21 protein-coding genes and 1 pseudogene are annotated in these 22,312 nt (G+C 60.9%); 11 read left to right on the top strand and 11 right to left on the bottom strand.

Features of this window, described 5'->3' with window-relative positions; genetic code table 11:
* The first annotated feature begins 26 nt into the window (after window positions 1–26).
* Window positions 27–203, top strand: coding sequence for a hypothetical protein (locus ABTV87_RS22955; protein WP_007951232.1), 177 nt, complete (start codon window positions 27–29; stop codon window positions 201–203).
* Here the strand turns inward: ABTV87_RS22955 and ABTV87_RS22950 are convergent.
* The 5 genes and pseudogenes from ABTV87_RS22950 to ABTV87_RS22930 all read right to left on the bottom strand — a co-directional run.
* Window positions 187–1,185, bottom strand: a complete 999-nt coding sequence (locus tag ABTV87_RS22950; protein WP_433898411.1) for a lysylphosphatidylglycerol synthase transmembrane domain-containing protein — start codon at window positions 1,183–1,185, stop codon at window positions 187–189. The genes ABTV87_RS22955 and ABTV87_RS22950 overlap by 17 nt on opposite strands.
* Complete coding sequence (locus ABTV87_RS22945) at window positions 1,182–1,958, bottom strand: DUF2334 domain-containing protein (protein ID WP_433898410.1); 777 nt, start codon at window positions 1,956–1,958, stop codon at window positions 1,182–1,184. Before ABTV87_RS22945 ends, ABTV87_RS22950 begins: the two co-directional genes overlap by 4 nt.
* Entirely contained in the window at window positions 1,951–3,063 is a 1,113-nt protein-coding gene (locus tag ABTV87_RS22940) for a glycosyltransferase family 4 protein (protein ID WP_433898409.1), read from the bottom strand. The genes ABTV87_RS22945 and ABTV87_RS22940 overlap by 8 nt, the downstream gene beginning before the upstream one ends.
* Before the next feature lie 158 nt (window positions 3,064–3,221).
* Window positions 3,222–3,986: a methyl-accepting chemotaxis protein gene (locus ABTV87_RS22935; protein WP_371807424.1), complete on the bottom strand. Its 765-nt coding sequence runs from the start codon at window positions 3,984–3,986 to the stop codon at window positions 3,222–3,224.
* Between the two features lie 141 nt (window positions 3,987–4,127).
* A pseudogene (locus ABTV87_RS22930) lies at window positions 4,128–4,967 on the bottom strand (HAMP domain-containing protein); the annotation flags it as partial.
* Window positions 4,968–5,299: 332 nt separating this feature from the next.
* Between ABTV87_RS22930 and ABTV87_RS22925 the strand changes: the two are divergent.
* The gene (locus ABTV87_RS22925) at window positions 5,300–6,787 is read left to right on the top strand and encodes a helicase HerA-like domain-containing protein (protein ID WP_433898408.1); all 1,488 of its coding nucleotides are present in this window, start codon (window positions 5,300–5,302) and stop codon (window positions 6,785–6,787) included.
* Window positions 6,788–6,797: 10 nt separating this feature from the next.
* Here ABTV87_RS22925 and ABTV87_RS22920 read toward each other — a convergent pair whose 3' ends face one another.
* Window positions 6,798–7,253, bottom strand: a complete 456-nt coding sequence (locus ABTV87_RS22920; protein ID WP_007951226.1) for a DUF721 domain-containing protein — start codon at window positions 7,251–7,253, stop codon at window positions 6,798–6,800.
* A 307-nt stretch (window positions 7,254–7,560) separates the two neighbouring features.
* Here ABTV87_RS22920 and secA point away from each other — a divergent pair, with 307 nt between their 5' ends.
* The 4 genes from secA to ABTV87_RS22900 all read left to right on the top strand — a co-directional run bounded on the left by secA (window position 7,561) and on the right by ABTV87_RS22900 (window position 13,275).
* The gene (secA, locus tag ABTV87_RS22915) at window positions 7,561–10,299 is read left to right on the top strand and encodes a preprotein translocase subunit SecA (protein ID WP_127799575.1); all 2,739 of its coding nucleotides are present in this window, start codon (window positions 7,561–7,563) and stop codon (window positions 10,297–10,299) included.
* Window positions 10,300–10,421: 122 nt separating this feature from the next.
* Window positions 10,422–11,639, top strand: coding sequence for a bifunctional glutamate N-acetyltransferase/amino-acid acetyltransferase ArgJ (argJ, locus tag ABTV87_RS22910; RefSeq protein WP_262194997.1), 1,218 nt, complete (start codon window positions 10,422–10,424; stop codon window positions 11,637–11,639).
* 62 nt (window positions 11,640–11,701) lie between these two features.
* Entirely contained in the window at window positions 11,702–12,334 is a 633-nt protein-coding gene (locus tag ABTV87_RS22905; protein ID WP_433898407.1) for a glutathione S-transferase family protein, read from the top strand.
* A complete protein-coding gene (locus ABTV87_RS22900; protein ID WP_433898406.1) occupies window positions 12,331–13,275 on the top strand; it encodes a Nudix family hydrolase in 945 nt (314 codons plus the stop codon). The genes ABTV87_RS22905 and ABTV87_RS22900 overlap by 4 nt, the downstream gene beginning before the upstream one ends.
* A gap of 137 nt (window positions 13,276–13,412) precedes the next feature.
* Here ABTV87_RS22900 and ABTV87_RS22895 read toward each other — a convergent pair whose 3' ends face one another.
* The 3 genes from ABTV87_RS22895 to ABTV87_RS22885 are packed head-to-tail and all read right to left on the bottom strand — an operon-like array spanning window position 13,413 to window position 17,000.
* The gene (locus ABTV87_RS22895) at window positions 13,413–13,997 is read right to left on the bottom strand and encodes a cob(I)yrinic acid a,c-diamide adenosyltransferase (RefSeq protein ID WP_433898405.1); all 585 of its coding nucleotides are present in this window, start codon (window positions 13,995–13,997) and stop codon (window positions 13,413–13,415) included.
* Window positions 13,998–14,000: 3 nt separating this feature from the next.
* Entirely contained in the window at window positions 14,001–16,037 is a 2,037-nt protein-coding gene (locus ABTV87_RS22890) for a sensor histidine kinase (protein ID WP_085745209.1), read from the bottom strand.
* 45 nt (window positions 16,038–16,082) lie between these two features.
* Complete coding sequence (locus tag ABTV87_RS22885) at window positions 16,083–17,000, bottom strand: putative 2-dehydropantoate 2-reductase (RefSeq protein ID WP_433898404.1); 918 nt, start codon at window positions 16,998–17,000, stop codon at window positions 16,083–16,085.
* Window positions 17,001–17,140: 140 nt separating this feature from the next.
* Between ABTV87_RS22885 and ABTV87_RS22880 the strand changes: the two genes are divergently transcribed.
* Window positions 17,141–17,626, top strand: coding sequence for a YajQ family cyclic di-GMP-binding protein (locus ABTV87_RS22880; RefSeq protein WP_007951218.1), 486 nt, complete (start codon window positions 17,141–17,143; stop codon window positions 17,624–17,626).
* 138 nt (window positions 17,627–17,764) lie between these two features.
* Window positions 17,765–18,604: a mechanosensitive ion channel family protein gene (locus ABTV87_RS22875; RefSeq protein WP_064599011.1), complete on the top strand. Its 840-nt coding sequence runs from the start codon at window positions 17,765–17,767 to the stop codon at window positions 18,602–18,604.
* 124 nt (window positions 18,605–18,728) lie between these two features.
* On the opposite strand, the gene ABTV87_RS22870 is transcribed toward ABTV87_RS22875, so the two are convergent.
* Window positions 18,729–20,075, bottom strand: a complete 1,347-nt coding sequence (locus tag ABTV87_RS22870; protein ID WP_085606620.1) for an OprD family porin — start codon at window positions 20,073–20,075, stop codon at window positions 18,729–18,731.
* A 75-nt stretch (window positions 20,076–20,150) separates the two neighbouring features.
* Between ABTV87_RS22870 and ABTV87_RS22865 the strand changes: the two genes are divergently transcribed.
* The 3 genes from ABTV87_RS22865 to ABTV87_RS22855 all read left to right on the top strand — a co-directional run bounded on the left by ABTV87_RS22865 (window position 20,151) and on the right by ABTV87_RS22855 (window position 21,609).
* Window positions 20,151–20,504, top strand: coding sequence for a hypothetical protein (locus tag ABTV87_RS22865; RefSeq protein WP_139834488.1), 354 nt, complete (start codon window positions 20,151–20,153; stop codon window positions 20,502–20,504).
* Between the two features lie 470 nt (window positions 20,505–20,974).
* Window positions 20,975–21,400 carry an HIT family protein gene (locus ABTV87_RS22860; protein WP_433898403.1) on the top strand — a complete coding sequence of 142 codons (426 nt, stop codon included), beginning with the start codon at window positions 20,975–20,977 and terminating at the stop codon, window positions 21,398–21,400.
* A 2-nt stretch (window positions 21,401–21,402) separates the two neighbouring features.
* Window positions 21,403–21,609, top strand: coding sequence for a SlyX family protein (locus ABTV87_RS22855; RefSeq protein ID WP_007951214.1), 207 nt, complete (start codon window positions 21,403–21,405; stop codon window positions 21,607–21,609).
* A 94-nt stretch (window positions 21,610–21,703) separates the two neighbouring features.
* Here ABTV87_RS22855 and ABTV87_RS22850 read toward each other — a convergent pair whose 3' ends face one another.
* The gene (locus ABTV87_RS22850; protein WP_007951213.1) at window positions 21,704–22,306 is read right to left on the bottom strand and encodes a cold-shock protein; all 603 of its coding nucleotides are present in this window, start codon (window positions 22,304–22,306) and stop codon (window positions 21,704–21,706) included.
* Window positions 22,307–22,312: the final 6 nt, after the last annotated feature.

Below are 22,312 nucleotides of genomic sequence, written 5' to 3'. Positions count from 1 at the left end.
GATCCACGGACCTTGAGGACATATCGATGAGCGATCCACTGGACAAAGCCACTTCCAAGGCACCCGCCACCCTCGGCGAGGGCTGCTTGAGCCGCTATGACCCGGATGACCTGAGCCCGGAGGACGGCACGGAGTTTCCCGGCGCTGCCGAACTGTGGGAACAACTCAAGGACGAAGAGGATGACCTCAAGAAGCCTGTCTGACGCTCAGCAGCTTTTTCAGCAACGGCCGGCCCAGCATCAATAGAAACACCGGGCCGCCCACCAGCAGATAGAAGTAATACGTCACCACCCGCCAGATCAGTATCGCCGCCGCCGCGGTCGATTTGCCGACCATCGGCGCCAGCAGCGCCGCCGAGGTCAATTCCGCTGCACCGGCACCGCCCGGCAACAGGCTGAATTGCCCCGCACCCAGCGAAAGCATCTGGATCAGAAACGTCCAGGCCCACTGCACATCCGCCCCCAGCCCGCGCAACGCCAGATACAGCACACTGTATCGCAGCGACCAGTGCACGCAGGTCAGAACGAACACCTTGATCAATGTCTGCCACGGCAATTTCAATGCATCGGTGAAAGCGGCCAGAAAGTGCAGCAACTGCCGCGCCCAGCGCCGTCGAGTGCGGGGTTCGACGTTCATCCCGGCCAGCAGGCGCCCGCTCAGGCGAATCAAGCGACGGTGATAACGCGCGACCAGCACGCAACTGAACAGGCCACCGGTCAACGACAGGGCACTGACGATCAGCAACCATTCCATACGGTCGCTGAGATGCTGGAACAACGCGTAGATCAGAATTCCGATCAGGGCGCAGAGAAAAAACAGCAGATCGCTCAACTGATCCATCGCAAACACGGCGCTGCCCCGGGCCGGGCGCACGCCGCTGCGGGCCAGCAGCGCCATGATCGTCAACGGCCCACCGCTGCCGCCGGGCGTGGCGCACCAGGCAAATTCGGCGGCCATCACCACCCCGAGGCTTTTGACGGGCGTGACCCGGTCACGCTGATCGCCGAGCAACAGCCGCAGGCGCAGGGTGTTGATGCCCCAGCACAGCAGAACCATGGCGAACATGATCAACAGCCAGCGCAGCGGAAAGGCTTGCAGGCGCTCCAAGGTTTCACCGCCCCCGAGCAGGACGGGAACCGCCACGGCCACCAGCAGGCCGATCAGCAACAGAATGCCGCGACTCAAGCGGCACGCTCCGCTTGAGTGCGCTGGCGTGTCAGCCAGTCGATTTTGGTCATGGGCACGCGTCCGTCCGCCAGCAGTCGTTCAAGAGTGCGCCACCAGTAATCCCGGGAAAACCGGTGGCGCATGTCCACCGGGTGCAAGCCTAGACGAATCACCGGCGCCTGACGCCAGCGCTGTTCACGCTGTTCGCTGATGACCTTCGACATGCCGCGACGCCAGGCACTGCGTGCGCTCCAGACCAGTCCCGGAGCCTCGACCGCAGTGAAATCCGGCAAATGATAAAGATGCTGCGGATCGCTGGTGTAGCGCAGCGGCAATTCGCGCAGTGCCTGGCGCGTGCCGGCGCTCATCAACCAGGCCGGGGCGACAAAACCGTGCAGCGGCCAGTCGTGGCGCCGAAACAGATCGATGCCCGGGCGCAGGCGGGCGAGGGCGGCTTCCCGGGGCAGCTGATAGAACTCGCCTTCATGGGTGTAGACCCGGCGCATGAACCAGTCGCGCGCCGTGCGCGGGCCGGGTTCGGTGTCTTCATGAAAATGACCGTGCAGGGCCAGTTCATCGCCGCGAGCGACGCGCTCGTCGAGCATTCGACAAAACGCCGGATGGGTTTCAAGTGCATCGTGTCGATGGAAATCCGGGACCACCAGCCACGTCATCGGGACGTTGCCCAACCGGTCAACGGCTTCGACGAAGGCTCGATAATCGGCCCACGTGGAGGGCGCCACGTCATGCAGCACCAGCATCAGCGCCGGGCGCTCGTGAGATTCAGCCATTGGCCACCCGTGGAACCGAATCGCCGAGTACGGCGTGATAATGCCCCAGCAGGCTATCGACCACCGTGTCCCAGGCGTAATGCCGTTCGACATGTTGGCGTGCCTGTTGACCGAGTACGCCAGTCCCGCGACTGAACAGTTCGCGCACGGCATTGGCCATGGCTTGCGCATTGTTCGGCGCGCAGAGCAGGCCGCAGGATTCGCTGACGATTTCCTCGAACGCCCCGGCCGCCACCGCCACCACCGGAATGCCACAGGCCATGGCCTCCAGAATCACCAGGCCGAAGGTTTCCTGATCGCCGGCGTGGATCAGCGCGTCGGCACTGGCCATCAGTCGCGCGACCTGCGCGGCCGGGCAGAAACGGTCGATCACGCTGACGTTGTCCGGGACGGACGCCGGCATCGACGAGCCGACCAGCAACAGGTGATAGCGCGGGCCCAGGCGTTTCATGCAATCGAGCAGCACTGGCAGGTTTTTCTCCTTGGAACCGCGACCGGCGAAGATCAGCAGGCGCGTGTCCTCGGCGATCCCCAGTTCGCTGCGCAACCCGGTATCGCGGGCATCCGGATGGAAAGTGTGCAGGTCAACGCCCAGCGGTTGCACGAAGACGTTGCGCACGCCCAGCCCGCTGAGCTTGTCGGCCATGACTTGGCTGGGCGCCAGCACCCGGTCGAAATTGCCGTACAACTTGCGCACATACGCATCGACATTCGGCGTGACCCAGTGGCCCATGCGGTTGCCCACTAGTAGCGGCAGGTCGGAGTGATAGAAACCGATCACCGGCACATCCAGCTGCCGACGCGCATCGAGCGCGGCCCAGGCGGTGAGGTACGGGTCGCCGACTTCGATCAGATCGGGTTGCAGCTCCTGCAGGACGTTTCGCCAAGGGGCCAGGCGCAGGGGAAAACGATAGCCCTTGCCGAAGGGCAGGGCGGGGGCGGGAACCGTATAGACGCCATCACGTTCGCCGAAATCCGCGCCGGGAATCAGCAGGCTGTGGCGGATGCCGGGTTTGACCCCCAGCCGACGGTGCTTGGCATCCAGATAGGTGCGCACGCCGCCGCTGGCCGGGGCGTAGAACATGGTGATGTCGGCGATATGCACGGTGAACGTTCCTCCGCGTTGATCTCCCTTGGTTGACCTTTATCAAGAATAGATGTTCGGTCGGGGTTTCGCGGTGGGGTGCAAGGCCGGTTTCGGAGGGATTGTCGGTCGTCTTCGTCGGATAGTTGTGAACGACGAAGACGACCGGCAGAGCGGCTTTAAATGCGGAAGCTGCCAACCAGTTGCTTCAAGCGCGAAGCCTGCTGCTCCAGATCCGAGCAGGCACGCAACGTCGCCTGCAAGTTCTCGACACCTTCCTGGTTCAGCGTGTTGATCTCGGTGATATCCACGTTGATCGACTCGACCACAGCCGTCTGTTCCTCGGTCGCGGTGGCCACCGACTGGTTCATCCCGTCGATTTCACCAATGCGCTGGGTCACGCTGTTCAGGCGCTCGCCGGCGAGGTTGGCGATGTCCACGCTGTCCTGGCTGTGGCGCTGGCTGTCGCTCATGGTGCTGACGGATTCGCGGGCGCCGACTTGCAGCTCCTCGATCATGGTCTGCACCTGTTGTGCCGATTCCTGGGTGCGGTGGGCGAGGTTGCGCACTTCGTCCGCCACCACCGCAAAACCGCGCCCGGCTTCACCGGCACGTGCTGCCTCGATGGCCGCGTTGAGCGCCAGCAGGTTGGTCTGCTGGGAAATGCTGGTGATCACTTCCAGGATCTGGCCGATGTTCACGGTCTTGCTGTTCAGCGATTCGATATTGCTGCTCGATGCGCTGAGCATGCTCGACAGCTGGTTCATCGCCTTGATGCTGCGATCCACCACTTGCTGACCGTCTTCGGCCAGGCCACGGGCATCGCTGGCCTGGGTCGAGGCCTGGGCGGCGTTGCGGGCGATTTCCTGGGCGGCGGCGCCGAGCTGGTTGATCGCGGCGGCCACGCTGTTGGTGCGCGAGGCTTGCTGGTCGGAGTTGTACATCGACGAGTTCGAGGCCGCGACCACCCGCAGGGCGACTTCGTTGACCTGGCCGGTGGCCGACGACACTTCGCGGATCGAGCCGTGGATACGTTCGACAAAACGGTTGAACGCGGTGCCGAGTACGCCGAATTCGTCCTGGTTCTGGATGGTCAGGCGCTTGGTCAGGTCGCCTTCGCCGTCGGCGATGTCTTCCATGGCGCGGGTCATCACGTGCAGCGGCTGGATCAGGATACGGATCAGCATGCCGAGCAGGGCAATGATGATCGCCACGGCAATCACGGTCGCGATCACGGCCGAAGCGCGGAATTCGCTGAGCATCGAGAAGGCTTTGTCTTTGTCCACCGACAGACCGATGTACCAGTTCACCGACGGCAGGCCCTTGATCGGGGTGAAGTTGACGATGCGGGTCTTGCCGTCGACGGTGACTTCACTGAAGTCGCTGCTGATGCGCGGGGTGTCCTGCGGATAGGCTTCCTTCAGTGACTTCATCACCAGGGCCTTGTCCGGGTGCACCAGGATCTTGCCGTCGGCGCTGACCAGGAACGCGTAGCCCATGCCGGAGAAGTCCCGGGCGCTGAGGGTGTTGATCAGGGTTTGCAGGCTCAGGTCGCCGCCCACCACACCCACGCTCTGGCCGGCCTTTTTCGCGGCGGTGGCGATGGAAATGATGGTCTGGCCGGTGGCCGCGTCGATGTACGGTTCGGTCAGGGTCGAGGTGCTGCTGCTTTCGGCACCTTTATACCAAGGGCGAACGCGCGGATCGAAACCGTCCGGCATCTTCGCATCAGGGCGGATGGTGAAGTGCCCGGTGGCATCGCCGAGGTAGGACGCCATGAAGGTCGACGTCAGGGCTTTCTGTTCCAGCAGACTGGCAACGGCGGCAGGATCGGGGTTGATCGCGATGTTCTGGGCAGCGTTCTCGATCAGCAGGATGCGCCCGCTGAGCCAGGTCTGGATGTTGTCGGCTGTGACCTCGCCCATCTCGTTGAGGTAATTGTCCAGGTCCTCGCGGATCGCATTGCGCTGCAACCAGTCGTTGTACAGCGTGAACGAGGCGAAGGCGGCAATGACGATGAGGGCGGCGGCAAGCAGGATTTTATGGCTGAAACGCAGATTTTTGTTCATGGCTTGGGGTTCCGCTAAGGTCTTATTATTCAGGGCGTGCTTCTATAGATACTCGCCAGGTGGGCTTGATGGGTACAAGCAGGTATTTCCGCTTCTCCTTAGGGAAATCTCCGATGCGGATGTCAGTCGCATCTGTCACCTTTAGCTATCGGCCATGCTCGATCAAAGATTAACCATTGGGTGACCAAATGCCTGAATCTTCGCAACTCACAATCGGCGCCGACCTCGCCGGGCAACCGATCGCCCAGGCCATGCGCCTGGCCAACCGTCACGGACTGGTCGCCGGCGCAACCGGTACCGGCAAGACCGTTACTTTGCAGCGTCTGGCCGAGGCGTTCAGCGACGCCGGGGTCGCGGTGTTCGCCGCCGACGTCAAGGGCGACCTGTGCGGCCTCGGTGCTGCCGGCAACCCTCAGGGCAAGATCGCCGAGCGCATCGCCGGCATGCCGTGGCTCAAGCACACGCCTCAGGCGTATCCCGTGACCTTGTGGGACATTCACGGTCAGTCCGGTCATCCGTTGCGCACTACGTTGAGTGAAATGGGCCCGCTGCTGATCGGCGCCTTGCTGGAACTGACCGACAGCCAGCAATCGGCGTTGTACGCTGCGTTCAAGGTGGCGGATCGCGAAGGCCTGTTGCTGCTGGATCTCAAAGACCTGAAAGCGCTGCTCAATCACCTCAAGGACAATCCGCAGCTGCTGGGCGAAGACGCCGCGCTGTTCGCCACCGGTTCCAGCCAGGCACTGTTGCGGCGTCTGGCGACGCTGGAGCAGCAGGGCGCCGAAGCGTTGTTCGGTGAACCGGCGCTGCAACTGGAAGACATTCTGCAGCCGACCGCTGACGGTCGCGGGCGCATCCATTTGCTCGATGCCAGTCGTCTGGTGCATGAGGCGCCGAAGGTCTACGCGACTTTCCTGCTGTGGCTGCTGGCCGAGCTGTTCGAGCAACTGCCGGAGCGCGGCGATGCCGACAAACCGTTGTTGGCGCTGTTTTTCGATGAGGCACATTTGTTGTTCGGCGATACGCCCAAGGCTCTGCAAGAGCGCTTGGAGCAAGTGGTGCGGCTGATCCGTTCCAAAGGCGTGGGCGTGTATTTCGTCACCCAGTCGCCGGGCGATCTGCCGGACGATGTGCTGGCGCAACTGGGACTGCGGATACAACACGGCCTGCGCGCGTTTACCGCCAAGGAACAGAAGTCCCTGCGGGCGGTGGCGGACGGCTTTCGGCCGAATCCGGCATTTGACACGTTGTCGGTGCTCACCGAGCTCGGGATTGGCGAAGCCCTGGTTGGCACCTTGCAGGAGAAGGGCACGCCGGAAATGGTTCAGCGAGTGCTGGTGGCGCCGCCGCAATCGCGGATCGGGCCGTTGACCGAGACCGAGCGCACGATGCTGATTGCCGGTTCGCCGTTCAAGGGCCGTTATGACAAGCCGATCGACCGCGAGTCGGCCTATGAAATCCTGATGGGTCGCAAGGGGCTGGCGCCGGAGGCGGAAGCGGCGCCGGGCAAACCGGCCGCTGAAGAGCCGAGTCTGGCGGACAAGGCCGGAGAATTCCTCGGCACGGCGGCGGGGCAGGCGCTCAAGTCGGCGATGCGTCAGGCGGCGAATTCGCTGGGTAAACAGTTGGTGCGCGGTCTGATGGGGTCATTGCTCGGCGGCAGCAAACGCCGCTGATCAACAAGGCTCAGGTTTTGGGTTTGGCGTGGGCGGCCAGTCGCTCCAGTGCCGCTCGCAGATTCGGATCGCTGATCCCGTCGGCGGTGGCCTGGATGGTCGCCGCCGCATCCGTCGACAGGTCGATCGTCGGCCCGCTCGCCTCGCGCTGGATGGTCGGTGGCCGCACGGCGAACTTGATCCGCGTCAGATTGGCGAACTCGTCGAACATCTGCAGTTGCCGTTGCAGACGTTTCTGCTGATAGCGCAGGCGCGTGGCCCAATGGCCGTCGGTGACAATCAGCAACAGTTCGCCTTCGCGCCACTTGGCCACGTGGCAATGTTCACGGGCGGCGGGTTGCAGTTGGCTTTCGAGCAGACGTTGCAGATGGGCCAGGCGTTGCGCATGACCGAGGATGGCTTTCAACGGCCTGGCTTCGCGTAGCAGAACGGCGGGCGCTCTGGCTGTGAGAGGGCGAAATGCCATGATCTAGGACCTGAAGTGACAGAGGCGCCATGGTAGCAGATGGCACCCATTTCACTCGCCCATTGCTTTTGTCCCTGCTTTGCCCATTAAATCAACGACTAACTTCTTTGCTGTACGGCTTGAAGTTGAGCAAAACGCCCCTATTTTAAGTGAGCCCCGTCAAAGCGCAGTGCCAGCATCGTGGAATATCCCCACTTTCCTCACCACCGTTTCCGGGTAGAATGCTCGTTCGCATGCGGCCATGAGGGCTGCACGGGCGACTCACGGGGCCGCCCTCCATCCCTTTAGTGTGGAAGATCCTGCCGATATGTTTGCGCCTTTGTTAAAGAAACTTTTTGGAAGCAAGAACGAGCGTGAAGTCAAACGCATGCTCAAGACGGTGCAGCTCGTCAATGCCTTCGAAGAGAAGATGGTCGCCCTCTCGGACGATCAACTGCGCGCCAAGACCGCAGAGTTCAAGGACCGCATTGCCAAGGGGGAGACCCTCGACAAGCTGTTGCCCGAAGCCTTTGCGGTCGCCCGCGAAGCCGGCAAGCGCGTCATGGGCATGCGCCACTTCGACGTCCAGCTGATCGGCGGCATGACCCTGCATGAAGGCCGGATCGCCGAAATGCGTACCGGTGAAGGCAAGACGCTGGTGGGTACCCTGGGTGTTTACCTCAACGCGCTGTCCGGCAAGGGCGTGCACGTTGTGACCGTGAACGACTACCTGGCCCGCCGTGACGCCAACTGGATGCGCCCGCTGTATGAATTCCTCGGCCTGACCGTCGGCATCGTGACGCCGTTCCAGCCGCCGGAAGAGAAGCGCGCCGCCTACGCCGCCGACATCACCTACGGCACCAACAACGAATTCGGGTTCGACTACCTGCGCGACAACATGGCGTTCAGCATGGAAGAGAAATTCCAGCGCGAACTCAACTTTGCCGTGATCGACGAAGTCGACTCCATCCTCATCGACGAAGCGCGTACTCCGCTGATCATTTCCGGTCAGGCCGAGGACAGCTCCAAGCTGTACATCGAGATCAACAAGCTGATCCCGAAACTCAAGCTGCACGTCGAAGAAGTCGAAGGCGAAGTCACCCAGGAAGGCCATTACACCGTTGACGAGAAGACCCGTCAGGTCGAACTCAACGAAGCCGGTCACCAGTTCATCGAAGACCAGCTGACCAGCATCGGTCTGCTGGCCGAGGGCGAGAGCCTGTACTCGGCGCACAACCTGAGCCTGCTGACTCACGTCTACGCCGGTCTGCGTGCGCACAAACTGTTCCACCGCAACGTCGAATACATCGTGCAGGACGGTCAGGTCGTACTGGTCGACGAACACACCGGTCGTACCATGCCGGGCCGTCGTCTGTCCGAAGGCCTGCACCAGGCCATCGAAGCCAAGGAAAACCTGAACATCCAGGCCGAGAGCCAGACCCTGGCATCGACCACGTTCCAGAACTACTTCCGTCTGTACGAAAAACTGTCCGGCATGACCGGTACGGCCGACACCGAAGCGTTCGAATTCCATCAGATCTATGGCCTGCCGGTCATCGTGATCCCGACCAACAAGCCGTTGGCCCGTAAGGATTACAACGACCTGGTGTTCCTGACCGCCGAAGAGAAATACGCGGCGATCGTCAACGACATCAAGGAAAGCATGGCTGCCGGCCGTCCGGTGCTGGTGGGTACTGCGACCATCGAAACCTCCGAGCACATGTCCGCATTGCTTGAGAAGGAAGGCATCGAACACAAGGTCCTGAACGCCAAGTTCCACGAAAAAGAAGCTGAAATCATCGCGCAGGCCGGTCGTCCGGGCGCACTGACCATTGCTACCAACATGGCCGGTCGTGGTACCGACATCCTGTTGGGCGGCAACTGGGAAGTTGAAGTGGCTTCGCTGGAAAACCCGACCCCTGAGCAGATCGCCCAGATCAAGGCCGACTGGCAGAAGCGTCACCAGCAAGTGCTGGAGTCCGGCGGTCTGCAGGTGATCGCCTCCGAGCGTCACGAATCCCGCCGTATCGACAACCAGCTGCGTGGCCGTGCCGGCCGTCAGGGTGACGCCGGTTCCAGCCGCTTCTACCTGTCGCTGGAAGACAGCCTGATGCGCATTTTCGCCTCTGACCGGGTGAAGAACTTCATGAAAGCCCTGGGCATGCAGTCCGGTGAAGCGATCGAGCACCGCATGGTGACCAACGCCATCGAGAAGGCACAGCGCAAGGTTGAAGGCCGCAACTTCGACATCCGCAAGCAACTGCTCGAGTTCGACGACGTCAACAACGAACAGCGTAAAGTGATCTATCACATGCGTAACACGTTGCTGGCTGCGGACAACATCGGCGAGACCATCGCTGATTTCCGTCAGGACGTCCTGAACGCCACCGTCAGCGCGCACATTCCGCCGCAATCGCTGCCAGAGCAGTGGGACGTAGCCGGTCTGGAAGCGTCGATCGCCAGCGACTTCGGCGTGAAACTGCCGATCCAGCAATGGCTCGACGAAGACGATCACCTGTACGAAGAAACCCTGCGCGAGAAGCTGATGAACGAGCTGATCGCCGCGTACAACGAAAAAGAAGACCAGGCTGGCGCCGAAGCCCTGCGTTCGTTCGAGAAGCAGATCGTGCTGCGCGTGCTGGACGATCTGTGGAAAGACCACCTGTCGACCATGGATCACCTGCGTCACGGCATCCACCTGCGTGGTTATGCGCAGAAGAACCCGAAGCAGGAATACAAGCGCGAATCCTTCACGCTGTTCTCCGAGCTTCTGGATTCGATCAAGCGCGACTCGATCCGTGTGTTGTCGCACGTTCAGGTTCGCCGCGAAGATCCGGCCGAAGAAGAACAACGCCTGCGTCAGGAAGCCGAAGCACTGGCCGCCCGCATGCAGTTCGAACACGCCGAGGCTCCTGGCCTGGAAGCGCAACCGGAACTGGTCGGTGAAGAGGTCGATGTGGCCCTCGCCACCGCCCCGGTTCGCAACGAGCAGAAGCTGGGCCGCAACGAACTGTGCTACTGCGGTTCGGGCAAGAAATTCAAGCATTGCCACGGGCAGATCCAGTAAAACCCGTTTCAATCGCTGAAATACCCGCGCCGCGACCGGCACCAGCCGTCGCGGCGTTTTGCCATTTACACCACCGTCACTACGCTTGGCGGTGCTGACATCATTGAGTAAGGAGCGCATTCATGGCTGTTGGTCTTGGTCCTTTGCCAACGTTGCACCCGGTTGCCGGTTTTGAACTCGGTATCGCTTCGGCCGGCATCAAGCGCCCGGGGCGCAAGGATGTCGTCGTGATGCGTTGCGCCGAAGGTTCCACCGTGGCGGGCGTGTTCACGTTGAACGCTTTCTGTGCAGCGCCGGTGATCCTGGCCAAGAAGCGCGTGCAGAACCCGGTGCGCTACCTGTTGACCAACACCGGTAACGCCAACGCCGGCACCGGCGAACCGGGCCTGGCTGCCGCCGAGCGCACCACCGCCAAACTGGCCGAGCTGACCGGCGTGGATGCCAGCCAGATCCTGCCGTACTCCACCGGCGTGATCGGCGAGCCGCTGCCGGTCGAGAAGATCGAAGGCGCTCTGCAGGCCGCGCTGGACGATCTGTCGGAAAACAACTGGGAAGCTGCCGCCACCGGCATCATGACCACCGACACGCTGCCAAAAGGCGCGAGCCGCCAGTTCCAGCATGACGGCGTGACCATCACCGTCACCGGCATCAGCAAGGGCGCGGGCATGATCCGGCCGAACATGGCGACCATGCTCGGTTACATCGCCACCGACGCCAAAGTCTCCCGCGACGTATTGCAGAACCTGATGCTGGACGGCGCCAACAAGTCGTTCAACCGCATCACCATCGACGGCGACACCTCGACCAACGACTGCTGCATGCTGATCGCCACCGGCAAGGCTGCGCTGCCGGAAATCACCCGTGCCGAAGGCGAGCTGTTCGCCAAGCTGAAACAGGCCGTGTTCGAAGTGTGCATGGACGTGGCCCAGGCCATCGTGCGTGACGGCGAAGGCGCGACCAAGTTCGTGACCGTTGAAGTCAACGGCGGCGGCAATCACCAGGAATGCCTGGACGTCGGCTACACCGTGGCCCACTCGCCGCTGATCAAGACGGCACTGTTCGCCTCCGACCCGAACTGGGGCCGCATCCTCGCCGCTGTCGGCCGTGCCGGCGTACCGGATCTGGACGTGAGCAAGATCGACGTGTTCCTTGGCGAGGTGTGCATCGCCAGCCGTGGCGCCCGCGCCGCGACCTACACCGAAGCCCAGGGCTCGGCGGTGATGCAGCAGGAAGAAATCACCATCCGTATCGAACTGGGTCGCGGCGATTGCAGCGAAACCATCTGGACCACCGACCTGTCCCACGAGTACGTGAAGATCAACGCCGAATACCGCACCTGATCCCTGCCGAAGAGGGAGGTCTGCGGACCTCCTTTTCTTCTGTCCCATGAAAGGACCCGAACATGAGCCTTCACCTGATCATCGGCGACAAACTGCTTTCCTCCTGGTCCCTGCGCGCGGCGCTGGCGCTTGAACTGACCGGCGCGCCCTACACCGAAGAACTGGTCAAACTCGGCAAGCCCGACACCCGCGAGCGGCTGCTGGCGCACTCGCCGACCGCCAAGGTACCGCTGCTGAAAACCGCCCGTGGCACCGTCGCCGATTCTCTGGCGATTGCCGAATACCTGGCCGAACAGTTTCCTTCCGAACAACTCTGGCCGACCGATATCGCCGCCCGTGCCCAGGCCCGATCCGCCTGCGCGCAGATGCACAGCGGCTTCTTCGCCATGCGTAATCACATGCCGTTCAACCTGAGCCACGATGCGCCGCTCAACCCGGTGCCGCCGGAAGTGAAGGTCGATGTCGAGCGCATGCTCGCGCTTTGGGCCGAATGCCGTGCTGTCTCGACCGAACCGGGGCCTTACCTGTTTGGTCGGGTATCGCTGGCCGATGCATTCTTCGCACCGATTGCCGTGCGCCTGCGCACCTATCAGGTGAAGCTGCCGGCCGACGATGAAGCCTATGTTGAAACCGTCTACCAATGGCCGGCCTTCAAGGCCTGGCAAAAGGCAGGACTGGAGGAATTGCAGTCGTGAAACGTGTACACGTCGCCGCCGCCGTCATTCGTGACGGCAGCGGCAAGATTCTGATCGCCCGCCGTGCCGATACCCAGCATCAGGGCGGCCTCTGGGAGTTTCCCGGTGGCAAGGTCGAAGCCGATGAGTCGGTGCAAACCGCGCTGTCTCGGGAGCTGCACGAAGAATTGGGCATTGTCGTCGGCGCCGCTCGGCCGCTGATCAAGGTTCGCCACGATTACCCGGACAAGCAGGTGTTGCTGGATGTCTGGGAAGTATCGAGCTTCACCGGCGAACCCCACGGTGCCGAGGGTCAGCCATTGGCGTGGGTTTCGGCCAAGGAGCTGACGGATTACGAATTCCCGGCGGCCAACCAGCCGATCGTCGCGGCGGCGCGACTGCCCGCTGAATACCTGATCACCCCGGAAGACCTGGAAACCCCGGCCTTGCTGCGCGGCATCCAGAAGGCAATCGCCGGTGGCATCAAGCTGATCCAGCTGCGTGCGCCCAATGGTTATGACCCGAAATACCGCGATCTGGCGGTAGATGCGGTCGGCCTCTGCGCCGGCAAGGCACAGTTGATGATCAAGGGTCCGTTCGAGTGGCTGGGCGATTTCCCGGCCGCTGGTTGGCACATCACCTCGGCGCAGCTGCGCAAGTACGCGGCAGCCGGGCGTCCGCTGCCGGCGGACCGCTGGTTGGCGGCGTCCTGCCATAACGCTGAAGAACTGGCGCTGGCCGAGCAGATGGGCGTGGATTTCGTCACCCTGTCGCCGGTGCAGCCGACCCTGACTCACCCGGATGCACAGCCGTTGGGCTGGGAGCAGGCTTCGACGCTGATCGAAGGCTTCAGCAAACCGGTGTTTCTGTTGGGCGGAGTCGGCCCGGCGGAGCGCGAAAAAGCGTGGGATGCCGGGGCTCAGGGTGTGGCGGGGATTCGGGCGTTCTGGCCTGAGGTCTGATTTTGTATTGAGGCTGACGTCCCCTTCGCGAGCAAGCCCGCTCCCTCAGTTGAGTGCATTCCAACAGGAAGAACTCGATCAACTGTGGGAGCGGGCTTGCTCCGGGCGGCGTTCCGACGAAGGCGTCCTGACAGTCGCTACTGATCTGAAGGTTTCGCCGCCGGTTGCCACAGAATCTCGGCAATACCCTGACGCCGGGCGATCAGCCTGGCCGCCACAAAAAACAGATCCGACAAGCGATTGATATACGCCAGGCCAACCCCGGCCAACGGTTCGATCGCATTCAAATGCTGGCAACGACGTTCGGCACTGCGCGCCAGGCTGCGGCAGACATGCGCTTGGGCAATCAGCATCGAACCGCCCGGCAGAATGAAATTCTCCAGCGGCCCCAATTCCTCGTTCCACACATCAATGGCCGCTTCCAGCCGTTCGATTTCTGCTGTGTTGAGTGCCTGATATTCCGGCATCGCCAGCTCACCGCCAAGGTCGAACAACCGATGTTGGCAAGGCGCTAACACGTCGATCAATTCATTGAGCCCGGGGCAGGTTTCGCGTTCGGCGATCAATCCGGCCAGCAGTACGCCGACCTGACTGTTCAGCGTATCGACCTCGCCAATGGCCTCGATGCGCGGGTGATCCTTGGGCACCCGGCGGCCGTCGCCGAGTCCGGTTTCGCCTTTGTCGCCGGTGCGGGTGTAGATCTTCGACAAGCGAAAGCCCATGGTTTACCTCGGTAGTTGATTGGTTTCGGCGGCGATGGGTGCCGGTTGCGCCAGTGGCAGGCGCAGGGTGAAGCAGGTGCCTTGCCCCGGCGCCGACTGCACTTCCATCTGCCCTTTGTGGTTGTTGGTGATGATGAAGTACGACACCGACAGCCCGAGGCCCGTACCCTGGCCGATCTCCTTGGTGGTGAAGAACGGCTCGAAGGTGCGCTTGCGCACGTTCTCGCTCATGCCGATGCCGTTGTCCTCGACCTGAATCTCGGCCCAGGGCGGATTGAGCCGGGTGCGCAGAGTGATCCGTCCCGGCTCGCTGTCATCTTCGCGCTGGTGGATCGCCTGCGCGGCGTTTTTCAACAGGTTGAGCAGCACCTGTTCGAGTTCGTTGGCAGTGCCGGGTACCGGGCCCAGCGCCGGGTCGAACTGGCGAATGATCGCCTGACCCTTGAAGTCGAAGCCGATGGCCAGGTCGAAGTCGTTGCCGGCGATTTCCACGGCTTGATCGATCAGGGCCGGCAGGTCGCACGGCGCCATCTGGCGGTTGCTGCGGCGGCTGAAGCTGAGCATGTGGGTGACGATTTTTGCTGCCCGGGCGCCGGCCTGCTGGATGCCGTCGAGCAGTTGCGGGACTTCCCGGCCTTGAAGGTAACGGTTCACGGTATCGAGTTCGATGCCCAGTTGCTCGGCCTGCTCGAGGTTCTTCGGCAGGTCTGGCGACAGACGTCGGCGAATGTTCTGCACGTTGTGCAGGATCGCCCCCAGCGGGTTGTTGATCTCGTGGGCCATGCCGGCGGCGAGGCCACCGACCGACAGCATTTTCTCCGACTGCACCATCATTTCTTCCAGCGACAGGCGCTGGGTGATGTCGTCGATCCGGATCACCACGCCGCGCCCGGCGCCGCCCATCAACGGATAGAAGGTCAGGGCGTAGTGCTTGGGCTCGTCGTCCTTGAACCACGTCACCCGCTCGATTTTCGCCACTGTGTGTTGCTCGACGGTCTGCTTTAGTTGCGGCAGGAACGGCTTGAGCGGCTCGAAGGCGAGGAAGATCGGCTGGTTCAGCGCTTCGTCCAGCCGTGTACCGGAAAGCGCGCTGGCCTCCTGGTTCCACTGCGTGACATAGAGCTGTTCATCGAGGGCGATCAGCGCCGAGGGCATGGAGTCGATGATGCTGTTGAGGTAGTTCTGGAACCCGGTGAGTTTCTTCTCGATCTTGCTGCGCACCTGGACTTCCAGTTCCAGCTTGCGATTGGTGTGGCGGGTTTCTTCGGCCAGACCCTGGGCCTGATCGTAAGCCGCCTGGGAATCATCGCGGGCGCGCTTGAGCTGCTGCTCCCGGGCCTCGATGCGCGAAAGCATGGTGTTGAACGCCTCGGCCAGACTGCCGATTTCGTCATGGTTACCCCGGGAGGCGCGCAGGGCGTAGTTCTCCTCGCGGGTCACCTGGCGGGACAGTTCTTCCAGTTGATGGATCGGGCGGGTAATCAGGCGCTTGATCTGCCGGGCGATGACCAGCCACAGCAGCACGCTGAAAATCAGAATCCCTAGGCTGGCCGTGAGTGTGCCGGTGTAGAACGCGACTGGCAGCTCGCTGCTGGCCACCAACAGCAGGTGGCCCGGCGCAGTACCGGGGCGGGGCAGGGTGATGAGTTGATTGCTGCGAAACTCGGTCAGTTGCCAGGCTTCGATGTGCCGGTAGCGTTCCGGCAGTTTGAGTTTGTCGCCGTGCTGCAACTGCGCCAGACGTTCGCCTTTGCCGTCATATAAAGCGGCGGCACGCAGCGGGGAATAGCTGTCGAGTTCCTTGAGCAGGCGTTCGGCGCTTTGCGGCGACTGCAAGGCTTCGGCCACCAGACTCGGGTTCGACACCAGCCGGCCGATGGTCTGCAACGCCTGAGGCGCCATGCTTTCCTGGGAAATGTAATAGGCGGCGCTGATAAAGGTCAGGTTGGCGACCAGCAACACAGTGGTCAACAGCACCAGCAGAGCGGCCAGCAGTTTCTGGCCGACCGGCAGGTTTTCGAGACGCTGGCGCAATGGCATCAGGTTTATCGCAGCAAAGGAACAAGTGGCCAGCGTAGCCGCTGCTCAGTCGACGGGCAATCCGAGACTGTGCAGATGAGCGGTCAGCCGCTGCTGCAATTGCTTGAGATGCGGCAGGTTCAACTGATGACGCTCTGCGACCTTGCAGGCATGGCCGAGCAGATAGCTGATCTCGGTGCGGCGTTTATTGGCCACGTCCTGATACATGGACGAGAAGTTCGCCGCCGTGGCCTGGATCACCCGTTCGACTTCCTGTTGCAGGTTGTCCGCCGCGGCCGGTTGCCCGCAGTTTTCGAGCAGTTCGGTCAGTTCGCCGCACAGTGTGGCGACTTCGCAGTGATGTTGCTGCAAGCCGCCGTTGCGGCAGTCGTGCAGCACCGTCAGCGGATTGATCGCACAGTTGAGCGCCAGCTTGCGCCACAGGCGGGTGAGGATGTCGGCGCTCCATTCATGGGGGATTTTCGCTGCCTCAAGATCGTCCAGCCAGAATGGAGCCACGGGATGACCGGCGTCGCCGAGCCAGGTGTAACCATGGCCGGCGAATACCACGCGCCAGTCGCCGTCGCGAAACGCGCCTTCGGTGCTGGAGGCGCTGATGCAGCGGGCTTGCGGGACCCGCGCTGCGACCGCTTCCTGGCTGCCGAGGCCGTTCTGCAAAAGAATCAGTTCGGCGTCCGGTGCCAGACGATGGGCAAGCCCGGCCACGGCCGCTTCGGCGTCGTAGGCCTTGCAGGCCACCAGCAGGCGGCGGATGGGGCCGGGACTGTCCGGGGTTTCACCGGGGATCTCGTAACGGCTGGCAACGCCTTGTTCGACGAGGGTCAGGCCGCCCGCCGTTGCATAGTCGTGCAGGCGGTCGATGTCGCGCAGGATCAGCCGGACCGGCAATCCGGCCCGGGCCAGACGCGTGGCCCAGAGCGTGCCGAGACTTCCGGCGCCGAGGACGTGCCAGGGGGTGGACATCAGTTTTTCACTCGGTAAGGTACAGGCATGCAAGGCTCGCCGTGTCGGTAGGAAAAGACCCGTTATAATGAGCCCGATTTTAACCGCAAGCCAAGCGCGCCGCGTCCCGTACGAGCGCGCCTTTTTATTGGAGAGATTACATGCCGTCGTTCGACGTGGTATCCGAACTGGACAAACACGAACTCACCAACGCGGTCGAGAACGCCGTGAAGGAACTCGATCGTCGTTATGACCTGAAAGGCAAGGGCAGCTTTGAATTCAAGGAAAAGGACCTGACCGTCCACCTGACCGCTGAAGCCGATTTCCAGCTGGAAGCGATGATCGAGATCCTCAAGCTGGCCCTGGTCAAGCGCAAGATCGACGTGCAGTGCCTTGAAGTCAAAGACTCCTTCGCTTCGGGCAAACTGATGAAACAGGACGCCGTCCTCAAGGAAGGCATCGACAAGGAGCTGGCGAAGAAAATCGTCGGCCACATCAAGGAAGCCAAACTCAAGGTGCAGGCCGCCATCCAGGGCGAGCAGGTACGTGTGACCGGCAAGAAACGTGACGACCTGCAGGAAGCCATCGCGGCCCTGCGTGCCAAGGAATTCGGCATGCCACTGCAGTTCAACAACTTCCGCGACTAAGCTTTTCGGTCGGGAACCTCTCGGCGTTTAAAGCGTCCGAGGCCCAAGCAACGGCAGAAACGATTGAGCCCTTTAAGGCCCGGTCTTTCTGCCGCTGGTTTTTTACAGCCCGGGAAGCCGGCAATCAGGAGATAAAAGATGGATTTGAATGCTGAGGTGGACAACCTGGTCAAGGCATCCCAGGCGTGGATTCCGATGATCATGGAATACGGCAGCCGTGTGTTGCTGGCGGTGATTACCCTGGCCATCGGCTGGTGGCTGATCAACAAGGTCACGCAAAAGCTCGGCGGCCTGCTGGCCCTGCGCAATGCTGACCTGGCCCTGCAAGGTTTCATCAGCAGCCTGGCCAACATCATTCTCAAGGTGCTGCTGATTGTCAGCGTGGCGTCGATGATCGGCGTCGAAACCACCTCGTTCGTCGCAGCGATCGGTGCGGCCGGTCTGGCCATCGGTCTGGCGTTGCAGGGCAGCCTGGCGAACTTCGCCGGCGGCGTGCTGATTCTGCTGTTCCGTCCGTTCCGTATCGGTGACTGGATCGAAGCCCAGGGTGTGGCGGGTACTGTCGACAGCATCCAGATCTTCCACACCGTGCTGCGCACCGGTGACAACAAGACCATCATCGTCCCGAACGGCAACCTGTCGAACGGCATCATCACCAACACCAACCGTCAGCCAACCCGCAAGGTTGTGTTCGACGTAGGTGTGGATTACGAAGCCGATCTGCAAAAGGCCCGTCAGGTGCTGCTGGATCTGGCCAAGGATGAGCGCGTGTTGCAGGATCCGGCACCTCAGGCCGTTATTTCGACGCTGGGTGACAGTTCGATCACTGTTTCTCTGCGCGTGTGGGTTAAAACTGCGGATTACTGGGATGTCATGTTCATGTTTAACGAACAATCCCGTGATCGTTTAAAGACTGCTGGCATTGATATTCCTTTTCCGCAACGAGTGATTCGTGTGGTTCAGGAATCGGCAGTGTAATGATAGGTTGCTAATTAATTGCCTGACTTATCGGTCAGGCATTTATTACAAGTGACAGGCAATAAAAAAGGCCCATCCGAAGATGGGCCTTTTTTGTTTTGTTACCGCAACTAACTCGGTGCGATTACAAAAGCGACAGCGGGTAGTCGACGATCAGACGGAACTCTTTGGTATCGCCTTCACCTTCGTCGGCGTTAGCGAAGTGCCAGGCTTGGCGAATACGGAAGGACAGGTCTTTGGCCGGGCCAGACTGAACTACGTATTTGGCTTCGAAGTTGGTTTCGTTGTGTTTGCCATCTTCACCATACAGACCAGCGTAGGCGCTGCCTGCTGGAGTGTGGGTGCCGTCGATGTCCCAGCCTTTAACGTAGCGGGTCATGAAGCTCAGACCTGGAACGCCGTACTCGGCCATTTTGATGTCGTAACGGATCTGGGCAGACTTCTCGCCCGGGGCGTTGAAGTCAGAGTACTGGATGGAGTTGGCGAGGAAGATCGAGTCGCCGCCACGGTTGTTCTTGCCCACGCCGATGTAGTCGAACGGAGTGTCGCCGTTGACCTTCTGGAACGCCAGGGTGATGGTGTGCGCTTTCAGGAACGAGAGAGCGGTGGCCAGGGAGAACGCGGTGTTGCTGATGTCACCGGCTTTCGCGCTACCGGTGTCGGTGGTGCGATAGATGTTGAAGTCGGTGTTCAGCGAGGTGTCACCACCGAACGGAGTGGTGAGGTTCACGTTGGCGTAGTACTGGTTCCAGATGTCTTCCAGTTTGGCGCCGTAGAGCGATGCGCTCAGGTTTTCGGTGATGCCGTACTTGCCACCGAAGTAGTCGATGGTGTTGGCTTCAACGCCGGCGTAGGTCGCGTACAGACCGCCTTCACGGGAGTTGCGGTCCTGGCTGGTTGCCGAGTAGAAGTGACCGGCTTCGAGGTCAAGGTCTTTGATCTCGCTGCTCTGCAGTTGGAAACCGCTGGCAGTTTGCGGAAGGATACGGGAGCCGCCGACAGCGAATACCGGAGCGGTGCTAGGCTGCATGTCACCGATTTTCAGCTCGGTTTTCGAAACGCGGAACTTGATGGCAGCGCCGGCTTTGCCTTGGCTGTCGTCAGGGTCGCGGGAACCGTTTGCATTGAATTCGTTGCTGCGGCTCATGTTGCCGGAGCCGCTGGTGCCGGCGCCGCCGTCCAGTTTGATGGCCAGGTAGCCGAATGCATCAACGCCGACGCCAACAGTACCTTGGGTGTAACCGGAGCTGAAGTTGCCCCAGATACCCTGGGTCCAGTCTTTTACGTCACGGGCACCGTCTTTGTTGTCACGGTTGAAGTAATAGTTGCGAATCAGCAAATCAGCTTTCGCGTCTTCAACAAAGCCTTTGGCTTCAGCCTGGTCACTTACGAACGGTGCGGCCGTAGCCATCTGAGTACTGGCAGCTGCTGCAACTGCCAGTGCGATCATGCTCCACTTCATCACGCGCATCGTGATTTGCTCCTTTGGTTTTAGAAGAGTACTGCCGTCCCACCTGTTTTATTATCTGGGCGGCTCTTTCTTTTTGTGTCGGCGCAAACTTATATCACGCCGACAATGTTGGCGATACTTGCGCATCCAACCTTTCAGCTTCTTTACGAGCGTGTCGCAATCGGCTTGGTAGATGTCGCAAATTTACAGTCCAAATGCAATGGGACTGACAACTTCAGCGCTGTTTTACAGGGCTTGAGCATCGGTAAAAAAGAGTCCCTTGGCAAAACGCTTGAATCTCCATCGGGCAACCCTGCCACTATTTTTATGGGGCTCAAGGCATCCACTTCTTGTGGTGCGCTTATAGTCCATATGGGTATGAATGCAACAAGCGTGCACAAACCGCTGAATTGTTCCGGTTTTTTTCAAGGTGCTCGTCTGACGCTGTAAAAACCTCATAAAACCGGGGGCTTCGAGGGCCTTTCAAACAGGCTTGACGCCGTCCTTCGCATGGTGTTGCTCCCTGAAAGTCGCAGCGCGACAACCAAAAACGTTACCGGTTCACCCCGTCGGTGAGTATTCGGCGGATGCCCGACGCACTAAGCGTAGACGCACTGTGCGGTTTTGGTGCAAAAAAATTCAAAGGCTGTACTGAATTCATACAGTTGGGTCGCTGGATGAACGTAAACGCTGAGGTATGAGCGGGTCATTTTGCTCGGTTTATTCGCATTCCCGGTTCCGTCCTGGTGCACGCGAGGCATAAATGTCACATCCCGGAGCGTTGAGGCATTCTTGCTGCAACGCTGTTCGCCGTGAAGCTCACTCCAATCGCAGGTATGCTGCCGTCCAGTCGCTTGGCGCAGCGCATTCACAGCGGGGCGCTAAGCTGAAAACAGGTCATTTCGCCGGGAGTGCGCGCAGTGTTTGCTTTAGATCCACGACTTCAACAGGACACGCTGACCATCGGCGATTTCCCGCTTTGCCGATTGCTGTTGTCCAACGACGCCAACTACCCGTGGTTCATCCTGGTGCCACGCCGCGACGATATCAGCGAGTTGTTTCAGTTGGATGTCGCCGACCAGCAGGCCTTGTGGGAGGAAACCACGGCCCTGGCCGAGGTGCTCAAGGACTCCTTCGACGCCGACAAGATGAATGTGGCGACCCTGGGTAATGTGGTCAGCCAGATGCATATGCATGTGATCGTGCGTAAAAGGAACGACGCCGCCTGGCCGGCACCGGTCTGGGGCAAGCATCCCGCCAAGCCTTACAGTGCCGAGCAAGTGGCCGCGATTCGCGAGCGCCTGCGTCTGGTGCTGGACGAAGAATTCACCTTTCTGGAGGGCTGATCATGAGCCTCGAGCAACGCGTTACCGAGCTGGAAAGTCGTCTGGCATTTCAGGATGACACCATCCAGGCATTGAACGATGTGCTGGTAGAGCAGCAGCGAGTGGTCGAGCGTCTGCAATTGCAGATGGCAGCCGTACTCAAGCGCCAGGAAGAGATGGTGGGGCAGTTCGGTTCTTTCGAAGAAGACGCACCGCCGCCACACTATTGAGAAGTGCGCGGGCACGCTCCCGTGAAAAACGCATTCATTAAAAAACCGCGAACAGCCTGGCTGTTCGCGGTTTTTTTATTGCGGGATACGTGGATCAGCGACGCGGCAGGGCGGCGATCACGTCTTCGGCCTGCAGGCCCTTGTCACGGTTCATCACCGAGAACTCCACACGCTGGCCTTCGACCAGAACGCGGTGGCCTTCGCCACGGATGGCGCGAAAGTGCACGAAAATATCATCGCCGGAATCCCGGGAGATAAAGCCGAAGCCCTTGGAGGTGTTGAACCACTTGACGGTGCCGGTATCGCGGTTGCTCATGTCGTAGCTTTGCGCGGCGGCGGCCGGTGAGGATTTGTAGAAGCTGACGGCCAGGTGCAGAACCACGGCGACCAGTGCGATCACCAGGCTGAACAGCACGGCTGGCTGGCCGGCGATGACAGGCATCGGCGCGATCAGGGTCAGGGTTTGCAGGACAACGGTCAGGACCAGCAAAGCGCTGACCAGGTTTTGCAGATGCTGGCGCGGACCTTTGTTCCAGTAAGGGATAACTGGCGCAAGGATCAGGTTCAGCAGGCCGAAAAAGGCCAGGTAAAGTGCATCGGGTTGTTGCAGGTAAGGTACCGCTTCGGACTTCAGGCTGGGTATGAAGGACAGCAGCAAGGCTGCTGCGCCCATTAGCAGGTGGACGATTTTCAACATTTTTAT

Source organism: Pseudomonas sp. PSE1(2024) (assembly GCF_050990555.1).
Taxonomy (GTDB): Bacteria; Pseudomonadota; Gammaproteobacteria; order Pseudomonadales; family Pseudomonadaceae; genus Aquipseudomonas; species Aquipseudomonas aphyarum.
This window is presented reverse-complemented; position numbering and strand designations above follow the sequence as displayed.

Excerpts from the sequence above, each read along its gene's own strand:
- ABTV87_RS22905 (WP_433898407.1), top strand. The coding sequence starts at position 11,702 with ATGAGCCTTCACCTGATCATCGGCGACAAACTGCTTTCCTCCTGGTCC.
- ABTV87_RS22895 (WP_433898405.1), bottom strand. The coding sequence starts at position 13,997 with ATGGGCTTTCGCTTGTCGAAGATCTACACCCGCACCGGCGACAAAGGC.
- ABTV87_RS22875 (WP_064599011.1), top strand. The coding sequence starts at position 17,765 with ATGGATTTGAATGCTGAGGTGGACAACCTGGTCAAGGCATCCCAGGCG.
- ABTV87_RS22890 (WP_085745209.1), bottom strand. The coding sequence starts at position 16,037 with ATGCCATTGCGCCAGCGTCTCGAAAACCTGCCGGTCGGCCAGAAACTG.
- ABTV87_RS22955 (WP_007951232.1), top strand. The coding sequence starts at position 27 with ATGAGCGATCCACTGGACAAAGCCACTTCCAAGGCACCCGCCACCCTC.
- ABTV87_RS22925 (WP_433898408.1), top strand. The coding sequence starts at position 5,300 with ATGCCTGAATCTTCGCAACTCACAATCGGCGCCGACCTCGCCGGGCAA.
- ABTV87_RS22870 (WP_085606620.1), bottom strand. The coding sequence starts at position 20,075 with ATGCGCGTGATGAAGTGGAGCATGATCGCACTGGCAGTTGCAGCAGCT.
- ABTV87_RS22945 (WP_433898410.1), bottom strand. The coding sequence starts at position 1,958 with ATGGCTGAATCTCACGAGCGCCCGGCGCTGATGCTGGTGCTGCATGAC.
- ABTV87_RS22920 (WP_007951226.1), bottom strand. The coding sequence starts at position 7,253 with ATGGCATTTCGCCCTCTCACAGCCAGAGCGCCCGCCGTTCTGCTACGC.
- argJ (WP_262194997.1), top strand. The coding sequence starts at position 10,422 with ATGGCTGTTGGTCTTGGTCCTTTGCCAACGTTGCACCCGGTTGCCGGT.
- ABTV87_RS22885 (WP_433898404.1), bottom strand. The coding sequence starts at position 17,000 with ATGTCCACCCCCTGGCACGTCCTCGGCGCCGGAAGTCTCGGCACGCTC.
- ABTV87_RS22935 (WP_371807424.1), bottom strand. The coding sequence starts at position 3,986 with ATGTACAACTCCGACCAGCAAGCCTCGCGCACCAACAGCGTGGCCGCC.
- ABTV87_RS22855 (WP_007951214.1), top strand. The coding sequence starts at position 21,403 with ATGAGCCTCGAGCAACGCGTTACCGAGCTGGAAAGTCGTCTGGCATTT.
- ABTV87_RS22850 (WP_007951213.1), bottom strand. The coding sequence starts at position 22,306 with ATGTTGAAAATCGTCCACCTGCTAATGGGCGCAGCAGCCTTGCTGCTG.
- ABTV87_RS22880 (WP_007951218.1), top strand. The coding sequence starts at position 17,141 with ATGCCGTCGTTCGACGTGGTATCCGAACTGGACAAACACGAACTCACC.
- secA (WP_127799575.1), top strand. The coding sequence starts at position 7,561 with ATGTTTGCGCCTTTGTTAAAGAAACTTTTTGGAAGCAAGAACGAGCGT.